The organism is Campylobacter sp. RKI_CA19_01121, assembly GCF_025771295.1.
Classification (GTDB): domain Bacteria; phylum Campylobacterota; class Campylobacteria; order Campylobacterales; family Campylobacteraceae; genus Campylobacter_D.
On sequence record NZ_JAKMQA010000030.1, the window covers coordinates 1 to 1,424 of the forward strand.

Annotated in this window: 1 pseudogene; it reads right to left on the bottom strand. The window is 29.6% G+C overall.

Going from position 1 to position 1,424, the window contains the following annotated elements:
* Nucleotides 1-1,424: pseudogene (locus L8T90_RS07815) on the bottom strand (hemagglutination protein); the annotation flags it as partial.

Genomic DNA, 1,424 nt, shown 5'->3' on the forward strand with positions numbered 1-1,424 from the left:
TTGTTTTAGTATCATAAGCATAATGTCCATTCATAATATCATCTAAAATATGCTGAAGCATAGCAGGATCAAAATCGTTTTTTTCTAGTTTTGAAGCATCTATGGATTTACTAAAAGAATCAGCAAAAGCATATTTTTTATCCTTGTATTTTACATCTTTAAATTGATTTGTTACTTTTTGATGAAAACCATCTTTAGCTGTGCTTTCATTTGTATATTTTATTTTTTCTACACCTAAAACAGCACTTTCATCAACAGTACCACTTTGATTATTAGAATAATAAACATGAACATTTTCAAATGTACCCACATTTACAGCCTGACCTACTAGCAAACCAGCTTTGTATGTTTTATCATCAGCAGATAAAACTGAATTTGTATTAAAAAACAAATATACATCTTTCATCATAGCAGTACTTCCACTATATCCAGTTATCCCACCAGCTTTACCATATGAACTACCATGAGCAATAATTTTTTCAATATCATTTAAAATAACATTATTAAAATGACCACCATCAATTTGACCACCTATTCCACCAACATATGAACCTTCTCCGCCCTCAACACTAATTTTATTTAAAGCTACATTTTCAAACTTAATTGCACCATTAGAACCATTACCCCAACCTATAATTCCACCTATTTTATTATCAGAACCTTTGATATTTATGTCAATGTCGTTGACTGTTACATTTGTAAAATTTGTTTTGCTATTTGCTTTATTTTGGCCAACTATACCACCTATATAAGCACTATCGGTATTTCCTGTTATTTTTAAACCATCAATGCTTAAATTTCTTATAGTGCTATTTTCTACAACACCAAATAATCCAACATATTCAGAGTTAGCATTGATATTCACGTTTTTTAAACTATATCCTGAGCCATCAAAACTTTTTGTAAAAGCATTGCTAATACCATATCCAACTATGGTTGTAGTTTTACCTGTAAAATCAATATCATCAATTAAACGAAAATTATCAAAAGAATTTCTAAAATTATTTCCATTCACTCGTTTATTTTCATTCCAATACTGTGCAAATAAATTCCACTCAGCAGCATCTGAGATACTTCCATACTTAGTCCAAGTATCAACTTTGTTTTCAACCTTGTTTTCAGCATCTCCATAATCTCCAAATTTGAGATTATCACCTGGTAATAAGCTACCATTATTTGTAAAGCTATTAATACTTTGCTGAGCTATGGCTTGACCATTTTTATCTGCTATAGTCGCCATAACATCATTTTCCTTACCAACAACAGCTGCATCCACATATACACTATTACCAACTAAATGAATTTTGGATTTATTATTTTTAGCATTTGAAGAAATTTTACCAGCATTAATCTCCACCTTATTACCTATTAAAAGTATATCATTTGCATTAATAGTTCCAAGATTAACTATATTTCCTTTTTTA